This is a genomic window from Erwinia sp. OLFS4, from assembly GCF_002752165.1.
Lineage (GTDB): Bacteria > Pseudomonadota > Gammaproteobacteria > Enterobacterales > Enterobacteriaceae > Izhakiella.
In genome coordinates this window covers 113,399-128,230 of the sequence record NZ_MOMB01000052.1, presented here as the reverse complement: position 1 = coordinate 128,230, position 14,832 = coordinate 113,399, and the positions used below count along the sequence as shown (strand labels likewise).

At 51.9% G+C, this 14,832-nt stretch carries 18 protein-coding genes; 2 read left to right on the top strand and 16 right to left on the bottom strand.

Annotated elements, in window-relative coordinates; all coding sequences use genetic code 11:
* The 9 genes from BL249_RS12830 to fkpA all read right to left on the bottom strand — a co-directional run.
* The coding region (locus BL249_RS12830; RefSeq protein ID WP_241898887.1) for a GTP-binding protein at positions 1-133 on the bottom strand (133 nt) is incomplete at its 3' end.
* Positions 134-204: 71 nt separating this feature from the next.
* A complete protein-coding gene (gene fusA, locus BL249_RS12825; protein WP_099705066.1) occupies positions 205-2,313 on the bottom strand; it encodes an elongation factor G in 2,109 nt (702 codons plus the stop codon).
* Positions 2,314-2,406: 93 nt separating this feature from the next.
* The gene (gene rpsG, locus BL249_RS12820) at positions 2,407-2,877 is read right to left on the bottom strand and encodes a 30S ribosomal protein S7 (protein WP_013510774.1); all 471 of its coding nucleotides are present in this window, start codon (positions 2,875-2,877) and stop codon (positions 2,407-2,409) included.
* 96 nt (positions 2,878-2,973) lie between these two features.
* Positions 2,974-3,348, bottom strand: a complete 375-nt coding sequence (gene rpsL / locus BL249_RS12815) for a 30S ribosomal protein S12 (protein WP_003852912.1) — start codon at positions 3,346-3,348, stop codon at positions 2,974-2,976.
* Between the two features lie 125 nt (positions 3,349-3,473).
* On the bottom strand, positions 3,474-3,761 hold the full coding sequence (gene tusB / locus BL249_RS12810) for a sulfurtransferase complex subunit TusB (protein ID WP_099705065.1): 288 nt from the start codon (positions 3,759-3,761) through the stop codon (positions 3,474-3,476).
* 7 nt (positions 3,762-3,768) lie between these two features.
* The gene (tusC, locus tag BL249_RS12805; RefSeq protein ID WP_099705064.1) at positions 3,769-4,125 is read right to left on the bottom strand and encodes a sulfurtransferase complex subunit TusC; all 357 of its coding nucleotides are present in this window, start codon (positions 4,123-4,125) and stop codon (positions 3,769-3,771) included.
* Positions 4,125-4,511 carry a sulfurtransferase complex subunit TusD gene (gene tusD, locus BL249_RS12800; RefSeq protein WP_099705063.1) on the bottom strand — a complete coding sequence of 129 codons (387 nt, stop codon included), beginning with the start codon at positions 4,509-4,511 and terminating at the stop codon, positions 4,125-4,127. Before tusD ends, tusC begins: the two co-directional genes overlap by 1 nt.
* Positions 4,511-5,233 carry a helix-turn-helix transcriptional regulator gene (locus BL249_RS12795; protein WP_099705062.1) on the bottom strand — a complete coding sequence of 241 codons (723 nt, stop codon included), beginning with the start codon at positions 5,231-5,233 and terminating at the stop codon, positions 4,511-4,513. Before BL249_RS12795 ends, tusD begins: the two co-directional genes overlap by 1 nt.
* Positions 5,234-5,431: 198 nt before the next feature.
* Entirely contained in the window at positions 5,432-6,280 is an 849-nt protein-coding gene (gene fkpA, locus BL249_RS12790; RefSeq protein ID WP_099705061.1) for an FKBP-type peptidyl-prolyl cis-trans isomerase, read from the bottom strand.
* A gap of 293 nt (positions 6,281-6,573) precedes the next feature.
* Between fkpA and BL249_RS12785 the strand changes: the two genes are divergently transcribed.
* Positions 6,574-6,792: a SlyX family protein gene (locus tag BL249_RS12785; protein ID WP_099705060.1), complete on the top strand. Its 219-nt coding sequence runs from the start codon at positions 6,574-6,576 to the stop codon at positions 6,790-6,792.
* Positions 6,793-6,919: 127 nt separating this feature from the next.
* On the opposite strand, the gene slyD is transcribed toward BL249_RS12785, so the two are convergent.
* From slyD to kefG, 4 genes are all read right to left on the bottom strand, one after another.
* A complete protein-coding gene (slyD, locus tag BL249_RS12780; RefSeq protein ID WP_099705059.1) occupies positions 6,920-7,474 on the bottom strand; it encodes a peptidylprolyl isomerase in 555 nt (184 codons plus the stop codon).
* A gap of 128 nt (positions 7,475-7,602) precedes the next feature.
* A complete protein-coding gene (locus BL249_RS12775) occupies positions 7,603-7,803 on the bottom strand; it encodes a YheV family putative zinc ribbon protein (RefSeq protein ID WP_199073474.1) in 201 nt (66 codons plus the stop codon).
* A gap of 44 nt (positions 7,804-7,847) precedes the next feature.
* The gene (gene kefB, locus BL249_RS12770) at positions 7,848-9,653 is read right to left on the bottom strand and encodes a glutathione-regulated potassium-efflux system protein KefB (RefSeq protein WP_099705058.1); all 1,806 of its coding nucleotides are present in this window, start codon (positions 9,651-9,653) and stop codon (positions 7,848-7,850) included.
* The gene (gene kefG / locus BL249_RS12765) at positions 9,653-10,204 is read right to left on the bottom strand and encodes a glutathione-regulated potassium-efflux system ancillary protein KefG (protein ID WP_099705073.1); all 552 of its coding nucleotides are present in this window, start codon (positions 10,202-10,204) and stop codon (positions 9,653-9,655) included. Before kefG ends, kefB begins: the two co-directional genes overlap by 1 nt.
* Before the next feature lie 125 nt (positions 10,205-10,329).
* On the opposite strand from kefG, the gene BL249_RS12760 reads away from it, so the two are divergent.
* Complete coding sequence (locus BL249_RS12760; RefSeq protein ID WP_099705057.1) at positions 10,330-12,234, top strand: ABC transporter ATP-binding protein; 1,905 nt, start codon at positions 10,330-10,332, stop codon at positions 12,232-12,234.
* A gap of 152 nt (positions 12,235-12,386) precedes the next feature.
* Here BL249_RS12760 and tauD read toward each other — a convergent pair whose 3' ends face one another.
* Genes tauD through tauB form a run of 3 tightly spaced genes read right to left on the bottom strand, consistent with a single transcriptional unit; the run spans position 12,387 to position 14,823 of the window.
* A complete protein-coding gene (gene tauD / locus BL249_RS12755) occupies positions 12,387-13,235 on the bottom strand; it encodes a taurine dioxygenase (protein ID WP_099705056.1) in 849 nt (282 codons plus the stop codon).
* A complete protein-coding gene (tauC, locus tag BL249_RS12750; protein WP_099705055.1) occupies positions 13,232-14,059 on the bottom strand; it encodes a taurine ABC transporter permease TauC in 828 nt (275 codons plus the stop codon). The genes tauD and tauC overlap by 4 nt, the downstream gene beginning before the upstream one ends.
* Entirely contained in the window at positions 14,056-14,823 is a 768-nt protein-coding gene (tauB, locus tag BL249_RS12745; protein WP_099705054.1) for a taurine ABC transporter ATP-binding subunit, read from the bottom strand. Before tauB ends, tauC begins: the two co-directional genes overlap by 4 nt.
* Positions 14,824-14,832: the final 9 nt, after the last annotated feature.

Here is a 14,832-nt window from a genome sequence, read left to right as displayed (position 1 = left end):
GCGCCTGGCCACCATACTTTTTAGACAGAACGGTGGTGATTGCCGCAGTCAGTGTGGTTTTACCGTGGTCAACGTGACCGATGGTACCCACGTTTACGTGCAGTTTGTTACGTTGAAATTGTTCTTTCGCCATGGCGATATTCCTTAACTGGTTATGCCCTCATCATCGATGAGGGCATCTGTTCACTTTGCTAAATCGTAGCCTTATTTGCCACGAGCTTCGATAACGGCCTGAGCGACGTTGTTCGGCGCTTCAGAGTACTTCAGGAACTCCATGGAGTACGAAGCACGACCCTGAGTCTGAGAACGCAGGTCAGTTGCATAACCAAACATTTCAGACAGCGGTACCTGAGCACGAACGGTCTTACCGGTAGCAGTATCATCCATACCTTCAATGATACCGCGACGACGGTTAAGGTCACCGATTACGTCACCCATGTAGTCTTCTGGCGTTTCCACTTCAACCTTCATTACCGGCTCAAGCAGAACAGGTTTTGCTTTCTTAAAGCCATCTTTAAAGGCCAGAGAAGCTGCCAGTTTAAACGCCAGTTCAGAGGAGTCTACATCATGATAAGAACCAAAGTGCAGACGAACCCCCAGATCCACTACCGGATAACCGGCCAGCGGACCAGATTTGAGCTGTTCCTGAATACCTTTGTCAACAGCAGGGATGTATTCACCAGGAATAACACCACCTTTAATATCGTTGGTAAAGGTATAGCCTGGGCCACCTGGCTCCAGCGGGAACAGATCGATCACCACGTGACCATACTGACCACGACCACCAGACTGCTTCGCGTGTTTACCTTCGATATCCTTAACGGTATCGCGGATAGTTTCGCGGTAAGCAACCTGAGGTTTACCGACGTTCGCTTCAACGTTGAATTCGCGTTTCATACGGTCAACGATGATTTCCAGGTGCAGCTCACCCATACCGGCGATAATAGTCTGGTTAGACTCTTCATCAGTCCAGACGCGGAATGACGGGTCTTCTTTCGCCAGACGCCCCAGAGCCAGACCCATTTTTTCCTGGTCAGCTTTGGTTTTCGGCTCAACGGCGATAGAAATTACCGGCTCAGGGAACTCCATACGCTCCAGAATAATCGGGGCGTTTGGATCACACAGCGTATCACCTGTTGTAACGTCTTTCAGACCGATAGCCGCCGCGATGTCACCAGCACGAACTTCTTTAATTTCTTCACGCTTGTTGGCATGCATCTGAACGATACGACCAAAACGTTCGCGCTGAGCTTTCACTGAGTTCAGCACGGTATCACCTGAGTTCACCACGCCAGAATACACGCGGAAAAAGGTCAGGTTACCGACAAACGGGTCAGTGGCAATTTTGAACGCCAGCGCAGAGAACGGCTCTTTATCGTCAGAGTGACGTTCTGCAGGGGTATCTTTGCCATCATCCAGAATACCTTTGATTGCCGGTACATCTGTCGGTGCAGGCAGATATTCAACAACCGCATCCAGCATGGCCTGAACACCTTTATTCTTAAATGCAGAACCACAGGTTACCAGGATGATTTCATTGTTCAGCACGCGCTGACGCAGCGCTTTTTTGATTTCGTCTTCCGTCAGGTCTTCGCCGCCGAGGTATTTCTCCATCAGCTCTTCTGAAGCTTCTGCCGCAGATTCAATCAGGTTCTGGTGCCATTCTTCCGCCAGATCCTGCATTTCCGCCGGGATATCTTCGTAAACGAAGGTTACACCCTGGTCAGCATCATTCCAGTTGATAGCTTTCATTTTCACCAGGTCGATAACGCCGGTGAAATTGTCTTCAGCACCAATGGCCAGCTGTAGCGGAACCGGATTCGCGCCCAGACGGGATTTAATCTGGCTAACAACTTTCAGGAAGTTCGCACCCATACGGTCCATTTTGTTAACGAACGCAATACGTGGAACTTTGTATTTGTTTGCCTGACGCCATACGGTTTCAGACTGTGGCTGAACACCACCAACCGCACAGTAAACCATGACGGCACCGTCCAGAACACGCATTGAACGCTCTACTTCGATAGTAAAGTCAACGTGTCCCGGGGTGTCGATGATGTTTACGCGGTGTGGCTCGAATTGCTTAGCCATACCAGCCCAGAACGCAGTGGTTGCTGCGGAGGTGATAGTAATACCACGCTCCTGTTCCTGAGCCATCCAGTCCATGGTGGCCGCGCCATCGTGAACCTCACCGATTTTGTGGTTTACGCCGGTGTAGAACAGAATGCGTTCGGTCGTCGTGGTTTTACCGGCGTCGATGTGTGCGCTGATACCGATGTTACGGTAGCGCGTAATGGGGGTTGTACGAGCCATTTGATTCCTCTGATTCTCGGACGTTCTAAGTTAGTCAATCCCAGCGGGATGATAGCTTTCGCGCCCGCCGGGTTAATAACAACTACGAGACTGTTACCAGCGGTAGTGTGCGAACGCCTTGTTGGCTTCGGCCATACGGTGAACGTCTTCACGTTTCTTCACTGCAGTGCCTTTGTTTTCTGCAGCATCAGAAAGTTCGTTCGCCAGGCGCAAAGCCATAGATTTATCACCGCGTTTACGAGCAGCTTCAACAATCCAGCGCATTGCCAGGGCATTACGACGGACCGGACGGACTTCAACCGGAACCTGATAAGTAGAGCCACCAACACGACGCGACTTCACTTCGACAGTCGGACGTACGTTTTCGAGGGCAACTTCAAACGCTTCCAGTTCGTTTTTACCTGAACGCTGAGCCAGGGTCTCAAGCGCAGTATAAACGATTGATTCAGCAGTAGATTTTTTACCATCTACCATCAGGATATTAACAAATTTAGCCAGCAGCTCTGATCCGAACTTAGGATCCGGCAGAATTTTACGCTGACCAATGACGCGACGACGTGGCATGGAAATACTCCGTTGATAATTCAGGATTGTCCAAAACTCTACGAGTTTAGTTTGACATTTAAGTTAAAACGTTTGGCCTTACTTAACGGAGAACCATTAAGCCTTTGGCTTCTTCACGCCGTACTTGGAGCGAGCCTGCTTACGGTCTTTAACACCAGAGCAGTCCAGCGCGCCACGAACGGTATGGTAACGCACACCAGGCAGGTCTTTTACACGACCGCCACGGATCAGGATCACAGAGTGCTCCTGCAGGTTGTGACCTTCACCACCAATGTAGGAAGTCACTTCAAAACCGTTAGTCAGACGCACACGGCAAACTTTACGCAGCGCTGAGTTAGGTTTCTTCGGAGTGGTAGTATATACACGGGTACATACACCACGTTTTTGCGGGCAAGCTTCCAGCGCCGGCACGTTGCTTTTAGCAACTTTGCGTACGCGCGGTTTGCGAACCAGCTGGTTAACTGTTGCCATTAAATAGCTCCTGGGTTTTTGCTTTGCTTCGTAAACACGTAATAAATCCGCCTCGTAATACAACGAGGACGCAGAATTTTAGGGCTGAGCAGAAAGGGTGTCAAGAAATAACCAGGTTTCTCATACTACCAAACCATTTGTTGCGGGTTTTTTACCGCCAGCGCAACGAAACCATTATAGTCAACAAGGCGGATTTCCACCGGAATATATCTGCTCAGACCACGGGCAACCAGATCGTCGCCTAAAGCAAACAACGCCGCACCGCTTGCCTGTAACGCGCGTAATGACTCAGTTGCAGATAACGCCGCAATCACGCCATCTTCCAGCATCAGCAGATCGTCATCCGGTCCCAGCATACGCAACAAGGCAGAAAAGTCACACTGGAACGGAGAGTGTCGTAACGTATGCAGCATGGAGGCCTCAGAAAGTAAATATTTGCTGGTAACCGGCCAGCGTCTTACGCAATTCATCTGGCTGCAACGGCACCACCGGCAACACAAAGGAGAGGTTTTCCAGGCAGCGTTCGCGTAAAGCGCTGGCGCAGATAAAACACGATGTCACGTCATATAAAGGCAGCACACCAAAGGTCGCAATATAGTCACGGGACAGGATCTGATTGGGTTGCTGCTCCGGTAACAGCTGCAACACGCCGTCGGCGATAAAAAATACGCCAATATCATCAGTCAGCGCGGAAACCGCCAGCACAGCATCCAGTCCTTCACGACCAGCGCTGGTTCCGTGCGGAGGTTGACTAAAAACAAATGCCACCGATTTCATCAGAATTGCACCACCCGGTCGCAGTTTAATGCAGCTTGTGCAAGCGTTCCCAGACCTGAAAGCACAAAACCATCGGCAAGATTTTCCCCCTCAACGCCGGCCTCTTTACCCTCTGCAGCATTAACGACGCCACGACGTAACCCGGCCGCCACGCAAATATTCAACGCAACGTTATAGCGTTGATGTATCTCCTGCCAGGCCTGAACCATATGCTGTTCGTCAGCGGCCGGCGCCGTGAGGCGGTTCGCATTATAAACCCCTTCGCGGTAAAAAAAGATGCTCACCAGCTGATGCTCACTGGCACAAAGCGCCCGGGCGAATTGCAGCGCGCTGATACTCTGCTGCGTCCCATAGGCCGGTCCAGTGACCATCAGACTGAAACGCATTAGCGGTCCTGCCCCTGGAAATCGCCATTTTTAAACTGGCGGATATACAGATAAACCGTGTGCTTAGAAATATTGAGGCGCTCGGCAACCTGATTGATCGCATCTTTAATATCGAAAATGCCTTTCTCATAGAGATTGAGCACAATCTGACGGTTCTTGGCATTATTAGAAACGTTGCGGTCGGCACTGATTTCTTCAATGGTGAACTCCAGAGTCTGGGTGACCAGATCTTCAACAGAAGAAGCAAAGTTGACCTCGGGAGACACTTCCGGCGTTTCCGGCGGAATAAAAGTGGCCATGATCTGTGAGAAAGGAACATCAAGATTTATATTAAGGCACAGCAAACCAATTACCTGCTGCTGACGATTACGGATAGCGATGGTCACCGATTTCATCAGCACACCGCTTTTGGCCCGGGTGAAATAAGCCCGCGAGACGTTACTGTCAGCATCGGTCATGTCATGCAGCATACGCAAGGCTAAATCGGTAATCGGTGATCCCACTTGCCGGCCGGTATGCTCGCCATTGGCAATACGCACAGCAGAGCGGTTCAAATCTTCCAGCGAATGGAGCACAATTTCACAATGGGAACCAATCAGCATGGCCAGTCCATCGACGACAACTTCATAAGATTTCAGTATCTCACGATCGCTGTCTTCAAACGGATACTTTTCCAGCAATTCTGCATCGACGAAATCAGCTGTAAAAAGTGAATTTGGCATTAACGACACCACCCTTATAACCGGAGCCTGTCTGCGCGTATGGTGGCAGACTCACTTTTAATGTTTTTCCAACCGGGATAAGTTTAACAAATGCCAGCGAGGCATGCCCTGCCTTTATTAACAATTCCTCAATTCAGTCAGCATCGGTGCAGAAAACACCAGGCAAAAAAACGCCACCCGGAGGTGGCGATGGCGGGATTATTTTTTAGCGTCTTTGGCATCATCAGCCTGCGCTGCCGGCTGCGTTTTGTTATCAGCCTGAGCTTTATCGTCGGCCTGGGCCGCTGGTTTGATATCCAGCAACTCAACGTCAAATACCAGCGTGGAGTTCGGCGGAATACCCGGCACACCGTTTTTGCCATAAGCCAGGTTCGGTGGGATAACCAGCTTAATTTTTCCACCTTTCTTAACGTGCTTCAGACCTTCAGTCCAGCCAGGAATAACACCGTCAAGACGGAAAGAAAGCGGTTCACCACGGGTATAAGAGTTATCAAACTCCGTACCGTCAATCAGGGTGCCCTTGTAGTTAACCACCACGGTATCACTGTCTTTCGGCTCATCACCTGTTCCGGCTTTCTCAATCTGGTAGAGCAGACCGGACTTGGTTTTCTGAACATCTTTTTCTTTAGCAAATTTAGCAGCAAAAGCCTCTCCTTTCGCGGAGTTATCTTTCGCATCTTTTTCCATTTTTTCCTGAGCAGCGGTTTTTACCCGTCCCTCAAAAGTCTGGAGCGTTTGTTCAATTTCCTGATCGGAAAGTTTGCTTTTACCCGAGAATGCATCCTGAACACCGGCAATCAGCTGAGACTGATCCAGCTTGATACCCAGCTTCTCCTGCTCTTTCAGCGAGTTTTCCATGTAACGGCCAAGAGACGCACCAAGCGCATAAGCAGACTGTTGATCCTCGGTTTTGAATGCAGCGTTCTTCGGCGCCTGAGCCGGTGCCGATTCCGGCGCCGCTTTGCTTTCCGCTGCCATTGCCACAGGAGCATTCAGCGCAACGGCCATGGTGGTGGCTAACAGCGTAACTTTAAACAATGATTTCATCCATTTCTCCAAACCCGAAGCCTCTCGCTCCGGAAATAAATGTGCAGGCCAGATAGCCTGGGACGGTACTATACCTTCGTGTGAGAAAACAAAACACTCCCACATACGTTCAGTCTGCTCGATAAGACTTTAACTGAGAGAGGAAGTTTCATCAAAAACATGCAGCTTTCGGCTATTTTTTTCAACCTCTAACCATAAATTCAAGTGATTTGCGTGCGTAAAGGTTTAGATTAGCGCTACTATCCGTCTGTTAAATTTGAGTAATTTTGCAAGCAGTAACAAGGGGAAATGTTATGCAACAACTCCTGACCGAGCAGCGTCTGGAAGAGCTTGAGAGTCGTCTGGCTTTTCAGGAACACACCATTGAAGCACTGAATCAGACCGTCACCCAACATGAGATGGAGATGGCACGGATGCGCGAACAATTACGCTTAATGGTTGAAAAACTAAAAACTGCAGCGCCTTCTATGGTGGCGCATCCCTCTGAAGAGACGCCACCGCCGCATTACTGAACAGGACGCATCACGCGTCAGCGGACAAGAAAAATCAGGCCAGCTCACACCAAAGTGTTGCTGGCCTGAAATAGCAGGCTGTCAGCCCACGCTCCCGCGGCTCAGCGCCGCAGAGAGACCGCACAACTTAATGACAGCCGCAGCCGCCGTTGCCACCACAACCGCCGCCGTGGTGATGCCCCTGATGATCGTGGTCATGGTCATGATGATGATCATCTTCACCATGCACGTGGCCATGGGCAATTTCTTCCTCAGTGGCCTCACGTAACCCCATGACTTCCACATTAAAATGCAGATTCTGGCCAGCCAGCATGTGGTTCCCATCGACGGTAACGTGATCGTCTTCCACTTCGGTGATTTCTACCGGCACAGGTCCCTGATCGGTTTCAGCGAGAAAACGCATGCCAACCTGGAGTTCATCAACCCCCATAAAAACATCTTTAGGCACACGCTGCACCAGGTTGTCATCATACTGACCGTAGGCGTCGTTGGCGCCAACGTTCACGTCGAATTTATCCCCGACTTCACGACCTTCCAGTGCTTTTTCCAGGCCCGAAATCAGTGAGCCATGACCATGCAGATAATCCAACGGCGCGCTCACCGGAGATTCATCAACTAATACACCGTCTTCGGTACGTACCTGATAGGCCAGGCTGACCACCAGGTCTTTTGCTACTTTCATGATTACTCCTAACCGTTGAGAGCGTTCTGTATGCAGTCACAGAGGGCGTCTGCATCATTGATTGCGCCGATTGTACCGGAATTCAAGGCGTCTGTATGGTTAAGCTTAAAAAAAGGTGAGCGACGACGCTACTCCGGATGAAAGATTCCTATCACTTGCTCTTTCTCCCGTACGCTCTTCTGATTCTGCTTATCGGCCTCACGCATCTGATGGCCGCACTTAACACATTCAACCACATCAATATTATTTTCACGCCACAATGCCAGCGTATCTTTTTGCTGACAAGCCGGGCAGACGGCACCGGCAATAAAACGTTTACCCATTGTCATACCTTCCATCAGGACTGACGCCGTGACGTTCGCGCTGGTCCGTATTATTCATATTCATCCCAGCCATCAAACTGACGCTGTTCATAACGCATCTCTGCTTTGAAGATATCCTCCAGCTCACGACGTGCTTCTTTAACACGTGAGATTTGCTGGCTGTCAGTGTGATCGGGCATCAGCTCCCGCAGCATGCGCATGTCGAGCCGGCGAAAATGCTGCTGGGCACGAAAAGCCTGATGCGGATGCATGCCCAGGGAAATAAGCGCTTTACGCCCCAGCTCAAGTGCGCTGGAAAACGTTTCACGCGAGAACTGATCCACTCCCGCCTGTAATAGCTCATGGGCTTCCACGCGACCACGAGCCCGCGCCAGAATCTTCAGCTGCGGGAAATGCTGCTGGCACAGATGGACAATCTCCATCGCTGCTTCCGGCCCGTTGCAGGTTATCACAATGGACTCGGCATTTTCGGCACCCGCCGCCCGCAACAATTCAAGTTCCGTAGCATCACCATAGTATACTTTATAACCATACTTGCGCATCAGACTGACGGCGCTGATATCCCGTTCCAGAACCGTAATGCGTTTTTCATTCGCCATCAGTAAGCGCGCTACTACCTGACCAAATCGCCCGAAACCTACCACGATAACCTGCGGGTCATCATTTTCAACATGGGGTTTCTCTCCCGGCTCATCGCTTTCATTGAAACGGCGGGCAAGAATGTTATCCACCAGCTGCATCAGCAGGGGGGTCGTCATCATCGACAGCGTTACCGTTACCAGCAACAAAGGCAGCTGGTCACCCTTAAACAACTTTGCCGAAGAAGCCGCTGAAAACAGGACAAAAGCAAATTCGCCGCCCTGACTCAGTACCGCCGAAAACTGCAAACGCTCCGAACTACGCAAACCGTAAATATGCGACAAAACGTAGAGCACCAGCGTCTTAATTGCCACCAGGCAGACGACACCGGCTAAAATAATCCCAATGTGGGTATAAAGCACGCCAAGGTTCAGCGCCATGCCAACTGAGATAAAAAACAATCCCAGTAACAGCCCTTTAAAAGGATCGATAGCAATTTCCAGCTCATGGCGATATTCGCTCTCAGCCAGCAGCACCCCGGCAATAAAGGTCCCCAACGCCATCGATAAACCTAGTGCATCCATAAACAGCGCGGCGCCCAGTACCAGCAACAGTGACGCCGCGATAAAAATCTCACGCACCCCGGAAGCAGCAATAAAACGCAGGATGGGCCGCAACAAGTAGCGTCCGCCAATCAGCATGCCGGCAAAAGCCAACACTTTCATACCCACCTTCATCCAGTCGGTATGCTCGTCGCCACTGCCAGCCAGCAGTGGAACCAGCGCCAAAGCGGGAATCACCGCCAGATCCTGGAACAACAGCACCGAGAATCCCAGTTGTCCGGACTCACTGCGGTTCATACCCTTATCACGCATCAGCTGCAGGGCCATAGCCGTAGATGACATTGCCAGCCCGATTCCCCCCATCACCGCGGCTTGCCAGCTAAAACGGCTCAGTAGCAGTAATCCCGCCAGTGCCGCAGCACTGAGCACAACCTGGGCGGCACCGACGCCAAAAATAGACCGTCTTAACTGCCAGAGTTTTGCCGGATTTAATTCCAGCCCGATGATAAACATCAGAAAAACCACACCCAGTTCAGAAAAATGCAAAATCTCGTCAACATCGCTGATAAAACCCAGCCCCCACGGACCGATAGCAATACCCGCCATTAAGTAGCCGAGTACGGCCCCGATGCCAATGCGCGCCGCAACCGGCACCACCAGTACCGCCGCAACAAGGTACACCACGCCTGCCGTCAAAAGCGTCTGACCAGCCATCAGTAACCTCCTTGCGACAACGGTGAAGCCAACCACTCACCATAAGCACGGGAAAAATTGTTCATCATCTCCGCCGACTGGCGACGCGCCCAGTAAATGATCATTGGCGTCAGCCAGTGCATCCGGCACATTTGTGCCGTCAGTTCAAATGGACGCATAATGTCTGACATGGGGTAACGATTCAGGCCGTTATGGTGATAGGCGGCTTCAGGTTCGCCGGTAGTAATCACGCTGCGCCAGTATTTGCCCACCAGGGCGTTACCGCCGACTCCGCTGGCAAAACCGCGTGATAACACCCGATCCAGCCACTCTTTTAACAGCGCAGGACAGCTGTAGGTATACAGGGGGTGTTGAAAAACAATCACCTGATGTTCACGTAACAACTGCTGCTCTTTGTGTATATCAATAAAGAAATCGGGATAGTGCGCGTACAGGTCATGTACCGTAACGTTATCCTGCTGCTTTGCCGATTGCAGTAATATCTGGTTGGCAATCGAGTCCTGTGACTCAGGGTGCGCATAGAGCAGCAAAACTTTCGGCGACTGCGACATCATTTCCCCTTTCAAATCGTCGTGTTGATCGGCGATTTCCGTTACCATGCTCTACGCGATGGAGTCGGTGATTCCGGAATTCTTTTTGAAATACTAATTTAACATACACTCTTGATCCGGCGCTTATGATTGTCTTCTCTTCCTTACAAATCAGACGCGGTGTGCGCGTCTTACTGGAAAATGCTACCGCCACTATCAATCCTGGACAAAAAGTCGGACTGGTGGGTAAAAACGGCTGTGGTAAGTCTACCCTGTTGTCATTACTGAAAAACGAAATCAGCCCTGATGCAGGTAGCGCCAGCTGGCCGGGCACCTGGTCTCTCGCCTGGGTGAACCAGGAAACACCGGCACTGGAGCAGACTGCCATTGATTATGTGATTGATGGCGACCGCGAATTCCGTCAGCTGGAATCCGCGCTCCATGACGCCAATCACCGTAATGATGGCAATGCTATCGCACTGATTCATGGTCAGCTGGATGCCATCAATGCCTGGAGTATACGGGCGCGTGCAGCCAGTTTGTTAAGCGGCCTGGGCTTTGTACAGCAGCAAATAACCCATCCGGTCAGCGCCTTTTCTGGCGGCTGGCGGATGCGCCTGAATCTGGCCCAGGCATTGCTGTGTCGCTCCGATTTGTTATTGCTGGATGAACCAACCAACCACCTTGATCTTGATGCGGTTATCTGGCTTGAACGCTGGCTGAAAAGTTATTCCGGCACCCTGATCCTGATTTCCCACGATCGCGACTTCCTTGACCCGGTGGTAGACAAAATTCTGCATATCGAACAGCAGAATTTGTTTGAATACACCGGAAATTACAGCGTTTTTGAAATCCAGCGAGCAACCAAACTGGCCCAGCAGCAGGCGATGTATCAAAGCCAGCAGCAAAAAGTGGCCCATCTGCAAAGCTACATCGACCGCTTTCGGGCGAAGGCCTCCAAAGCAAAGCAGGCTCAAAGTCGTATCAAAATGCTGGAGCGTATGGAGATGATTGCCCCGGCGCATGCCGATAATCCCTTTCACTTCAGTTTTCGTCCACCAGAAAACCTGCCCAATCCTCTGTTAAAAATGGAAAAAGTCAGCGCGGGTTATGGTGAACGCACGGTACTAAATGCCATTAAACTCAATCTGGTACCCGGCTCACGTATTGGCTTACTCGGCCGCAACGGCGCGGGTAAATCGACCTTAATTAAGCTGCTGGCTGGCGAACTGGCCGCTCAGCAAGGTGATGTCGGTCTGGCAAAAGGGGTAAAACTGGGTTATTTCGCTCAGCATCAGCTGGAGTTTTTACGCCCGGATGAATCCCCTCTCCAGCATCTGGCGCGTCTGGCACCCAACGTTACCGAGCAACAGCTGCGCGATTACCTCGGCGGTTTCGCCTTTCAGGGCGATAAAATTAATGAACCTATTGTCCGTTTCTCCGGTGGAGAAAAAGCCCGGCTGGTGCTGGCGTTAATTGTCTGGCAACGACCAAATCTGCTGCTACTGGATGAGCCAACCAACCACCTTGACCTTGATATGCGCCAGGCGCTGACCGAAGCACTGATTGAATTTGAAGGCGCGCTGGTGGTGGTGTCGCACGATCGTCATTTACTACGGGCAACCACCGATGACCTCTATCTGGTACACGACGGCAAAGTCGATGTTTTTAACGGCGATCTCGACGATTACCAGCAGTGGCTAAGCGATCTGCAAAAGCAAGCATCTCAATCTGCAACGCAGGAACGCAGTGACAATCAAAACAGCGCTCAGGCACGTAAAGATCAAAAGCGCCGTGACGCCGAACTTCGCGCCCAGACCCAGCCGCTACGTAAGCAAATCGAGAAGCTGGAAAAACAGATGGAGACCCTCCATAAGCAACTTAGCGATGCCGAAAACCTGCTGGCGGATGCCGCTATCTATGAACAAAGCCGCAAAGCTGAGCTGACTGTGGCATTGCAACAGCAGACACAGGCAAAAAGCGCGCTGGAAACCTGCGAGATGGAGTGGCTGGACGCGCAGGAACAGCTGGAGCAGAGGCTGGCACAATAGAAGCCGGCAGCAACGCCGTCGCAGCCGTGCCTGTCAAAAGTCGTTCGCCGGCTGAGCCGGTGCGAGACAAGGCGCCAGCGGTGGGCTGAGCGCAGCATACACCGCTATGTGAGCATCAGACCATCCGCGCAGCAACGCCGTCGCAGCCGTGCTCAGTCGGCGAAGAAAGGTTTATCACCCAACACCGTCGCCCTGTGCATCACCCGCCGGGCCGGATAATAATCGGCATTGGCATAATGTTGCGTGATCCGGTTGTCCCAGATGGCCATATCGTCCTGCTGCCAGCGCCAACGCACCTGAAATTCAGGCTTGGTCGTATGGGCAAACAGAAACGCCAGCAGCGCGGTGCTCTCTTTTTCGCTGATGCCGATAATGCGGGTGGTAAAGCCTTCATTAACAAACAGCGCCTTTCGACCGCTGACCGGATGTGTTCGCACCACCGGATGTACTACCGGCGGATTTTTGGCAACCGCCTGTTTCCAGCGGGTATGCTCTTCTTCGGTTTTACGATATTTAAAACCGGGAAAGGATTTGGTGAAGTCATGTTCTGCCTGTAGCCCTGATAACAAGCTTTTAAACGGTGTGGACAGTGCCTCAAAGGCGGCTATGCCACTACTCCACAACGTATCCCCGCCACTGTCTGGTAAAAGCTTTGAGGTCAGCAACGCCACGGCTGGCGGCGTCTCGATAAAAGTGACATCGGTATGCCAGTTATCATTATCCGGTGGATTATCCTTATGCGTATCGAGGACAATAATTTCCTCAACCCCCTGCGCATGAGGATACACCGGGTGAATATGCAAATCGCCGAAGCGAATTGCCAGCGCACGCTGTTGCTGTGGTGTCACCGGTTGTTGGCGCAAAAACACCACCTGATGACGCAACAACGCATGATAGAGTTGCTCAAACTGGCTGTCGCTCAGTGGCCGGCTGAGGTCAAGATTACTGATTTGCGCGCCGATATGTGGCCCTAACGGAACAATAGTCAGACGTTCATTCATGATGAAACTCCATGCCATGGGGTCAGACGCTGCTGTAACGCACGCAGTCCCAGCTCAAGATTAAAGGCGATGATGGCAATAACAGCAATACCCGCCATCACCACGTCGGTTGCCAGAAATTCACCGGCCGACTGCACCATAAAACCAAGTCCACGGGTCGCAGCGATAAGTTCAGCCGCCACCAGAGTAGACCAGCCAACGCCAAGCCCAATGCGTATGCCGGTAATGATGTCCGGCAGTGCGCCCGGTAAAATAACGTAACGCAGCACCTGCCAGCGGCTGGCACCAAGCGACTGCGCGGCGCGAATACGTACCGGTTGTGCACCTTTAACTCCCGCCAGGGTGGAAAGTACCACTGGGGCAAAAATGGCCAGATAAATCAGTAAAATCTTTGACGTTTCGCCAATACCGAACCAGATAACCATCAGCGGCAGGTAAGCCAGTGGCGGGACCGGCCGGTAAAGCTCCACCAGCGGGTCCAGTATTCCGCGCACGGTGTCATTCAGACCCATCGCAATACCCACCGGCGTACCAATTATCACCGCAGCCAGTAAAGCCAGCAGAATACGCGTCAGGCTGGCGGCCAGATGTTGCCAGAGCGTGGCATCCATAAATCCTTGCGGACTGGCGATAGTCAGCAACTGATGCAGCACGGCACCCGGCGACGGCAAAAAAAGCGGTGCAATCAGGTGCAGTGCGGTTACCCCCCACCAGATGGCTAACAACAGCAACAGGGTTAGCGTACTGAGGGTCAGCTGGCGTGACAATGGCCAGCGCCAGCTGTGGCTTTTCAGCGCATTTTTTTCGCTGGATATCACGCTCATACAAACACCTCTCGCTGCTGAAAAAAACGAGCCAGCACCGCTTCACGCGTCGCAATAAACTCGGGGTCGGATTTGATGGTGCGGCAGCTGGCACCATCGGCATAACGCTGGCCAAAGTTCAGCGACAGCCGTTCCACCACGCGGCCAGGGCCGGGAGAAAGCAAAATAAGCTCACTGGCGAGAAAAACCGCTTCTTCAATATCATGGGTAATCAGTAAAATTTGCTTACCACTGTCACGCCATAACGTTAAAAGCAACGTCTGCATCTGTTCACGGGTAAAGGCATCCAGCGCGCCAAAAGGCTCATCCAGCAGCAGTAACTGCGGATCGTTAACCAGCGCCCGCGCAATACCGACACGCTGACGCATTCCCCCGGAAAGCTGCCAGATAGCGCGTCGTTCAGCACCGGCAAGGCCAACCCGGGCCAGCAGCTGCGCGGCTTTCTGTTCCCGCGTTTTGCGATCAACCCCGGCCAGCCGCAGGCCAAAAGCCACGTTTTCGATAACATTCAACCACGGCAGTAACCCTTCGTTCTGAAACACCACGCCGCGATCGGCTCCCGGTGCCTTTACCCTACGCTGGTTCAGCTCAATACTTCCTCGCGCTGGCAGCTGAAAACCGGCTATCAGGTTTAACAATGTCGTTTTGCCACATCCGGAAGGCCCCAGAACGACCGTCAGACTGCCGGAAGCTAACCGCAGATGGATATCCTGGAGTGCAGGGTGTCCCTCATAGCTGGCATAAAGATGAGAGAGGTTGAGCATGGCCCCTCC

Bases quoted from the DNA above. Each gene is read 5' to 3' on its own strand.
- fkpA (WP_099705061.1), bottom strand. From the start codon at position 6,280: ATGAAATCATTGTTTAAAGTTACGCTGTTAGCCACCACCATGGCCGTT.
- BL249_RS12785 (WP_099705060.1), top strand. From the start codon at position 6,574: ATGCAACAACTCCTGACCGAGCAGCGTCTGGAAGAGCTTGAGAGTCGT.
- kefB (WP_099705058.1), bottom strand. From the start codon at position 9,653: ATGGCTGGTCAGACGCTTTTGACGGCAGGCGTGGTGTACCTTGTTGCG.
- slyD (WP_099705059.1), bottom strand. From the start codon at position 7,474: ATGAAAGTAGCAAAAGACCTGGTGGTCAGCCTGGCCTATCAGGTACGT.
- tauD (WP_099705056.1), bottom strand. From the start codon at position 13,235: ATGAATGAACGTCTGACTATTGTTCCGTTAGGGCCACATATCGGCGCG.
- kefG (WP_099705073.1), bottom strand. From the start codon at position 10,204: ATGTCGCAGTCGCCGAAAGTTTTGCTGCTCTATGCGCACCCTGAGTCA.
- tusC (WP_099705064.1), bottom strand. From the start codon at position 4,125: ATGAAATCGGTGGCATTTGTTTTTAGTCAACCTCCGCACGGAACCAGC.
- fusA (WP_099705066.1), bottom strand. From the start codon at position 2,313: ATGGCTCGTACAACCCCCATTACGCGCTACCGTAACATCGGTATCAGC.
- tauB (WP_099705054.1), bottom strand. From the start codon at position 14,823: ATGCTCAACCTCTCTCATCTTTATGCCAGCTATGAGGGACACCCTGCA.
- tauC (WP_099705055.1), bottom strand. From the start codon at position 14,059: ATGAGCGTGATATCCAGCGAAAAAAATGCGCTGAAAAGCCACAGCTGG.
- BL249_RS12760 (WP_099705057.1), top strand. From the start codon at position 10,330: ATGATTGTCTTCTCTTCCTTACAAATCAGACGCGGTGTGCGCGTCTTA.
- rpsG (WP_013510774.1), bottom strand. From the start codon at position 2,877: ATGCCACGTCGTCGCGTCATTGGTCAGCGTAAAATTCTGCCGGATCCT.
- BL249_RS12775 (WP_199073474.1), bottom strand. From the start codon at position 7,803: ATGACAATGGGTAAACGTTTTATTGCCGGTGCCGTCTGCCCGGCTTGT.
- BL249_RS12795 (WP_099705062.1), bottom strand. From the start codon at position 5,233: ATGCCAAATTCACTTTTTACAGCTGATTTCGTCGATGCAGAATTGCTG.
- tusD (WP_099705063.1), bottom strand. From the start codon at position 4,511: ATGCGTTTCAGTCTGATGGTCACTGGACCGGCCTATGGGACGCAGCAG.
- rpsL (WP_003852912.1), bottom strand. From the start codon at position 3,348: ATGGCAACAGTTAACCAGCTGGTTCGCAAACCGCGCGTACGCAAAGTT.
- tusB (WP_099705065.1), bottom strand. From the start codon at position 3,761: ATGCTGCATACGTTACGACACTCTCCGTTCCAGTGTGACTTTTCTGCC.